Raw genomic sequence first — 7,086 nt, 5'->3', positions numbered from 1 at the left:
GAAGGAGCGGGTAGGGGACGAACGTCAGCGGCGCCGTCGCGGAGGACGCGGCGTAGCAGCTCGTTCCGGCGAAGGACGCGGTGTACCCCGACCGGTTCGCGGGGAGCGCGTCCCACGCTTGGCTTGAGCCGCCCACTTCGGGGCAATATGGCACGGATGGGACGGACTTTCTGAGGATTCGACGATGGGTCTCGGTGTCCGCCTTCCGGCCGTGAGACGCAGCGGCCTCGCCCGCGCCTCCATGGCGCTCGTGGCCGCCGCCGGCCTGGTGCTGACCGGGGCCTGCGGTGGGGGCGCGGGGCCCGGTGACGGGAGCCTCAGCGTCGGAGTGCTGCTCCCGGGCGGCGGAGCCTCCCGGTTCGGGCAGTTCGACGGACCCCTGATCGAGAAGAGGCTGCGCCAGCTGTGCCCGCACTGCCCGACGGAGCTCAGCGCCACGCCCGACCCCGCGATCCAGCGGCAGCAGCTGGAGTCCATGATCACCAAGAGGGTGGGGTCGGCGGCGCGACCCCGGCAGCGGCAGCGGCAACGCCCGATGCGACGGCACGGCAGCACCCGGCGCGACAGCGTGTCGATCTCGGCGCCCGGCGGGACTGGAACCGGCGTGAGAGCGCGGCGGCCGGCGGTGGGTACCGCCGGGCGCCGCTCCGTGACGGTGCTGCCCGCGTCACGCCTCAGCGTTGCTCAGCGTTGCTCAGTGTTGTTCCTTCCGCTTGCCGCGCAGCAGCCAGGTGGCTCCGCCGATGGCCAGGGCGACCGGCCACTCGAGGGCCCCGGCCACGGTGAGTACGCCCAGGCCACCGTAGAAGGCCAGGTCCCGGGCGGGCAGTTCCTCCCTGCTGAGGTAGGGGATCGGTACCGGAGGGCGGAACGTACGGGTACGCAGGTGGAGGCCCGCGCCGTCAGGATGCGTCTCCTCGGTCCGCTCCTGCGGAGTCCGCGAGGCCTGCGGAGCCTGTGAACGTCCTGTGGTCGCGCGCGTGCCCGGGGTGCTCCAGGTCTGCTGCTGCCCCTTCTGGGCCCGTACCCGAGCGGTGGGCTCGAGCACGGTCTGAGCTGCGGTGGTCATCCCGTCTCCTCCTCTCCTTCGAGTCGGTATGGATGTGCCTCTTTCCATCCTCGCGCGTCTGGGCGCGGCCCTCACGCCATGGTGAGCACCATCCGGAAACGGGCCGCGCCGGACATCATCCGCCGGTAGGCCGCGTCGGCCTGGTCCAGGGGGACGGGCTCGATCATCGGGCGGATGGCGTGCAGGGCGCTGAAGGCCATGGTGTCCTCGATGTCCTGGGCGGTGCCGGACGCGTGGCCGCGCACGACCCTGCCGCTCATGATGAGCTGGCCGGGGCTGATCCGCATGGGCTCGGCGGGCGCGCCGACGACCACCAGCTCGCCCCGGTGGCCGAGGCCGTCCAGGGTCGCCGTGATCGCGTCGGAGTTCGCGGCGGTGGCGAGCACCACCCGGGCGCCGCCGAGGGACCGCAGGGCGTCCGCGACGGGGGTGTCCGCGGTGCTGTCGACGTAGTGGTGGGCGCCGAGCCGCTTGGCGAAGTCCGCCTTGTCGGCGCCGCGGGCGACGGACACGGTCTCGAAGCCCATGGCCGCCGCGTACCTCACGCCCAGGTGGCCCAGACCGCCGATGCCCAGTACGGCGACCAGGTCGCCGGGGCGTGCCGGGCTGCGCCGCAGCCCGTTGAAGACCGTGATGCCGGCACAGGCCAGGGGTGCCGCGTCGGCGGCCGAGAGGGCGTCGGGGATGCGGGCCAGGGCGTCCACCGGGGCGATCACGTGCTCGGCGAAGCCCCCGTCGTACGCCCAGCCGGGGACCTTCAGGTTCTGGCACATGATGAAGTCGCCCTGGCGGCAGGGGGTGCAGTGGCCGCAGCTGCCGCCGAACCAGCCCACCGCCACCCGGTCGCCCACCTGCCAGATGTCGTCCGCTCCCGGGCCGGTCCCGTCGACGCGCCCGGCGATCTCGTGGCCGGGGACCAACGGGAAGCGGATCCCCGGCACCGCCGCGGACACGAACATGGAATCGCTGTGGCAGACACCGCAGGCCTCCACGGCGATCCGTACCTGGCGCGGGCCCGGCTCCGGCAGCTCACGCTCGACGATCTCGAAACGGCCGTCGGCCTCGGCCACCTGCGCGACGCGATGGGTACTCATCGTGGGCTCCCGGGGTGCGGATGCGGAAGGACGGCCCCTGCACCATCAGACCAGCCCCGGCCGGTTCACGCGCGTCGGCGGGGCTCGGTGGCGCGGTCGATCGCCGATTCCACGGCGGCCAGCCGGTCCGCGAGGAGGGCGAGTGCCGCGACGGCACGGGTGAGGTCGGCGTCCGGGGGGCCGGCGGTGCCGGTCCGGGCGTGGGCTTCCTTCACCTCCTCCCAGCGCGCCGCCTGTTCGGGACTCATCCGGCCCTGGATCCGCGCCAGCCGGAGCAGACCGGCCTCGGCCCCGGAGGCGAGGGCCTGTGCCTCCGCCCGGTAGTGGTCGTCGACGACGGCGGCCAGCTCCGCCCCGTTCATCACCGGCCGCACCCGCTGGGCGATCTTGTTCATGTTGCGGTACGAGCCCTGGAGCCGGAAGGGCGGCTCACCGCGGCCCGGGTCGGTCCGGGTGGCGGACGCGATGTACGCCGCGTTCACGGCAAGCACCGTCTCCCGGGCCGTGAGCAGGTGGCGCAGCACCGCCAGGATCCGGTCCAGTTCGGCGGGCGGGCAGGGCTGGAGCAGCCGGTCCGCCCGGGCCGTGGGGTCGCCCTCGGCGAGGCGGATCAGCAGGTCGAGGTCGGCCCGGTCGCGGCCCGCGAGGGGGGCCAGGACCGGGTTGGCCGTCAGGGCGTTCTCGACGAAGCTCAGCGCGAACCGGTCCTCCTTGCCGGTGAGGACGTCGCCCAGGTTCCACACGTCGGCGCGGTTGGCGAGCATGTCCGGGACGTGGAAGCGGGTGCCGGACTCGGTGTAGGGGTTGCCGGCCATGCAGACGGCGAAGCGTTTGCCGCGCAGGTCGTAGGTGTGCGGCAGGCCGTCCCGCACGCCGTCCACGCGGCGCGTGGAGTCGCACAACGGGACGAACTTCTGGAGGAGTCCGGGTGAGGTGTGCTGGATGTCGTCCAGGTACAGCAGCGTGTTGCCGCCCGCCGCCAGCGCGAAGTTGATCTTCTCCACCTCGTGGCGGGCCGTCGCGTCGGGGGCCTCGGCCGGGTCCAGGGACGTGACCGCGTGGCCGAGGGCCGGGCCGTCGACCTTGACCAGGACCAGGCCCAGCCGGTCGGCGACGTACTCCATGAGGGTCGTCTTGCCGTAGCCGGGCGGGGAGAGGAGCAGCAGCAGACCGCCGGTGCTCGGCCGGCCGCCCTCCCCCGTGGTGCCGAGCTGCTTGGCCAGGCTGTCGCCGATGAGCGGCAGGTAGACCTCGTCGACGAGGCGGTTGCGGACGAACGCCGGCATCACGCGCGGCCGGTGGTCGTCCAGGCGGAGTCGGGCCCGCTCCGCCTCCACCAGCGCTGTCCGCCGCCGCTGGTAGGCGCGGTGGCCGGGCACGGAATGCGCGCGGAACTCCCCCGTGCGGGCCAGGAACTCGTCGACGCGCAGGGTGAGCCGGCCGCCGGTGAGGCGCGGGTGGCTGCCCAGCAGTCCCTCGACCGTCGCCGTCAGCCGCGCGTCCGACTCGTACCGGGTGAGGCCGGGGCAGAGTTCGGCGGCCACCGCCTCGGCCAGGTCGTCCGGGGTGAGGTCCGCTCCGGCGGACCAGGCGTAGGCCGACAGCCAGGTCTCGACCAGTTGGCGGCGGGCGGGCAGGTCCTCGGGGGCGGTGAGGGCGGCGAGGTCGTCCTCGTACGCGGACGTGCCCACCGCCCGGCGGAACGTGTCCAGGAAGGCGCGGGTGGCCGCGGTGACGACGAAGCCCTCCGGGCCGGTCGTCAGCTCGTCGAAGAGGTACGCCGCCGCGGGCGCGCCCACCTCGGCGGCGAGTTCGCAGCACAGGTCGGCGATGGCGGGGGCGAGCCCGAAGGTCTCCCGGGCCCGGGCCAGCGACACCGCCCGCCGCGTCCAGCCGAGCCGGGCCTCGGCGGTGGTGGCGTGCGCCCAGAACAGCTGGGCGGCGGCGCGGGCGGCGGGCCGGTGGCGGAGCGGGCCCGCGGCCTCGTGCAGCGGGAGCAGCGCGGTGAGCAGGGCGGTGGCGTCGTGGTCGTGGACGCCGCGTTCGTAGCCCTCGTCGTACGACTCCTGCGCCGCCCGGCGGACCAGCCCGGCCAGGTCGTCCGCCGCGGCGAGAGCGGCCGGGCCGGGTTCGTCGAGCAGCCGGGCCGCGAGGTGCTCGGCGCGGTAGACCTCGGGGGACTCCGAGGGCAGGGGGCGGTTCCAGTAGGGGCGGGTGTCCGCGAAGCCGGGGTCGGTCACCGGCCGGCGGTAGTCGGTGCCGGTGACGGCGAAGGCCAGGCCGTCGTCGCCGTGCGGGACCAGGGTGAGTTCGAAGGGCTCGGTGTTGACGGCGAAGCGGTGGCGGCCCAGGCGGAGGGTGCGGCCGCCGTCGGCGTACAGGTCGGTGCGGTCGCGCAGGGCGCGGGCGGCCTCCTGGCGGGCGGCCGTGAGCAGACCGGTCAGCTCCTCGGCCCGGACCTGCTCGCCGAGGCCGCCGAGTTCCTCGGCCGTGCGGCGGATCCTCGCGACCATCGGGTCGGAGGCGAAGTACGCGCTGACCGCGTCGGCGTCGGCGAGGGTGCCGGCCCGGCGGGTCACGGTGGCGAGGATCCGGCGGGCGGAGGCGGCGAGCCGTTCGGCGCGGCGGGCACGCTCGTCGGCGAGGTTCTGTTTCCGGGCGGCGAAGGTGTCGTGGATCTCGGCGCGCCGGTCCGCGAGTTCGGTCAGGAAGTCGTCGAAGTCGGTGAAGCGGGCCTCCAGCCGCTCCAGCCGTACCAGCAGCAGGGCGAGTTGGTCGTCGCAGGAGCGGGGGTCGGCCGCGGCCGCGAGCGCGCCCGTGACCGACTGGGCGAGGAGGGCGAGTTCGGCGGCGAACTCGGCGCGGCCCTCCTGGTCGAGGAGCGCACGGCGGCGGGCGTCGAGTCCGGCGCGGGCGCGGTTGACGCCGCCCAGTACCTCGGCGACGCGTTCCAGGACGGACGTGCGGACCGTGGCGTCGCCGATGTCGAGTCCGGCGACGACCTCGGTGATGGTGCGCAGGTGTCCGGTGAGGTCCTCGACGCGGGCGGCGAGGGGTGCGGCGGCGGCGACCGTGGTCAGGGCGCCGGCCTCGGCGGCGAGGGCCTCGACGTCCCGGTGGTAGCCGGCGAAGGCGTCCTCGCGGGCCAGCGCGGCGACGGCCCGCTGCCCGAAGGCGGCGAGGTCCGCCCCGGTGTCGGCGGCCAGCGCGTCGATGCGGGCGGTGTCCGCGTACCGCAGGTCCTTCAGGGTGAGCAGGTGGCCCTGGGCGCGGCGCAGTTCGGTGAGTCCGCCGATCCAGCCGGCGGCGTCGCGGGGGGCTTCGCCGCGCAGTCGCCGTACGAGTGCGGCGATGCGGCCGGCGGTCTCGTCGAGGGCGTCGGCGGCCTGCCGGGTGAGCGCCTGGACCGTCTCGAACTCGGCCAGCACCTGCTCGGCGGTGGCCCGGACCGCGTCCAGCGGGGTGCGCAGATCGCCGAGCCCGGGGTCGCCGAGCCAGTGGTGGGTGTCGGCGGCGCGGACGCAGTCGGCGACGAGTGCCTCGTACACCTCGGTGGTCGGCGTCATCCGGTCGGCCGCGGTCCGCAGGGACAGGCAGTCGGAGATGCCCCGCACGAGGTCGGCGTTGCCGACGCGGGCGAGCGGGCCGCTGCCGGTGGGGTGGGCGGCGGCGTGGGTGTCGGAGACGTACGGGGTGCTCCACAGCCGTACCGGGTGCACGCGGGCCGGCCCGGCGCCGGCTCCCGCGGGGTCCGCGCGCAGCGCGACCAGCGTGCCGTCGTCGAACAGCGCCCAGCCCTGGCAGGTCAGCGGGGCCGCGACCTCCTTGCGGACCAGGTTGTACGGCAGCAGCAGGCTGTGCCCCGTCATCCGCGCCCGGTACGCGAACAGCACGTCCTCGCCGTGGGGCGAGCGCACCTCCCGTTCGAACTCCAGCCCCTCGGTGTCCGTGTCGAAGGTCTTGTACGCGCCCGTGGCGAGGCAGTAGCCGCCGGGGAAGACGATCCCCTGGTCCTCGGGCAGCCGACGGCACGACTGCCCGATGCCGTCCAGCCGTACGACGGTCCGGGTGAGGGTGTTGAAGACCAGGTGGCGGTCGGTCTCCTCCTTGTACGGCCGGATCCGCAGCAGGATCAGGGCGCCCACGCGCGCGGACGCGATGTCCGCGTCGGCCAGGGACTGCAGCGGCTCGTCGACCGGCTCGGAGTGGACGCCCTCCCCCGACTCGGTGTCGTCCTCGGTCTTGACGGTGAGGTGGCCGCCGACCGTGGAGACGAACACCTCGCCCTGGACACGTACGTGCGGGTGACGGCCGAGGGCGTGGTCGTCGCGGGTGGCCTCGGTCCACGCGAAGTCGTGCGCCGGGGGGAGGACGTCGTCGCGTTCGCCGTGCGCGTCGAGGAAGGCCACCTGTCCGCGGTCGGGCAGGGACCAGCGCAGGACGCGGATGTCGTCGGCCCGTTCGCCGGTCCGGAAGACGGCGAGCAGCCGGCCGTCGACGTGGCGCAGGCGGAGCAGCCGGGCATCGCGGTAGTAGCGGTGCAGGGCGGCCAGCTCGCGGACGAAGTCCGGGTCGTCGAGCAGGCCGGGCACCGCGTCGTCGGGCAGCCGGTTCAGGGCGCGGTCGTACAGGGCGAGGACGCCGTCCTCCGGCGGGGCGCCCGGTGGGGCCTGGCAGCCGAGGAGCAGGGCGTCGCCGACGCGGACGAGGTCGCGGGCCACGCGGCCGTGCTCGGTGCGCAGGTGCCCGGTGCCGGTGAGCTCCAGCCGCGGCGAGCCGAACTCCTCGGCGCGGCGGGTGTTGAGCGCCTCGGCGCGGCGGGCGAGTTCGGCGGCCTGGGCGGCGAGCCGGTCGCGCAGCACCTCGTACGTACCGGCGTCCGGGCCGGTGGTGGGGCCGGTGGTCTGGCCGGTGGTCATGGTT

The 7,086-nt window shown here is 75.0% G+C and carries 3 protein-coding genes; all 3 read right to left on the bottom strand.

What is annotated here, in order from left to right; genetic code table 11:
* Window positions 1–694 precede the first annotated feature (694 nt).
* Window positions 695–1,069, bottom strand: coding sequence for a hypothetical protein (locus tag ABZX30_RS21210; RefSeq protein WP_355935515.1), 375 nt, complete (start codon window positions 1,067–1,069; stop codon window positions 695–697).
* 71 nt (window positions 1,070–1,140) lie between these two features.
* Window positions 1,141–2,163 carry an alcohol dehydrogenase catalytic domain-containing protein gene (locus ABZX30_RS21205; protein WP_355935514.1) on the bottom strand — a complete coding sequence of 341 codons (1,023 nt, stop codon included), beginning with the start codon at window positions 2,161–2,163 and terminating at the stop codon, window positions 1,141–1,143.
* 65 nt (window positions 2,164–2,228) lie between these two features.
* Complete coding sequence (locus ABZX30_RS21200) at window positions 2,229–7,082, bottom strand: DNA repair ATPase (protein ID WP_355935513.1); 4,854 nt, start codon at window positions 7,080–7,082, stop codon at window positions 2,229–2,231.
* Window positions 7,083–7,086: the final 4 nt, after the last annotated feature.

The sequence above is a fragment of the Streptomyces sp. NPDC004542 genome (assembly GCF_040610035.1).
Classification (GTDB): domain Bacteria; phylum Actinomycetota; class Actinomycetes; order Streptomycetales; family Streptomycetaceae; genus Streptomyces.
This window is presented reverse-complemented; position numbering and strand designations above follow the sequence as displayed.

What these genes read in the sequence shown, in the direction of transcription:
- ABZX30_RS21210 (WP_355935515.1), bottom strand. Translation starts at nt 1,069, where the DNA reads ATGACCACCGCAGCTCAGACCGTGCTCGAGCCCACCGCTCGGGTACGG.
- ABZX30_RS21205 (WP_355935514.1), bottom strand. Translation starts at nt 2,163, where the DNA reads ATGAGTACCCATCGCGTCGCGCAGGTGGCCGAGGCCGACGGCCGTTTC.
- ABZX30_RS21200 (WP_355935513.1), bottom strand. Translation starts at nt 7,082, where the DNA reads ATGACCACCGGCCAGACCACCGGCCCCACCACCGGCCCGGACGCCGGT.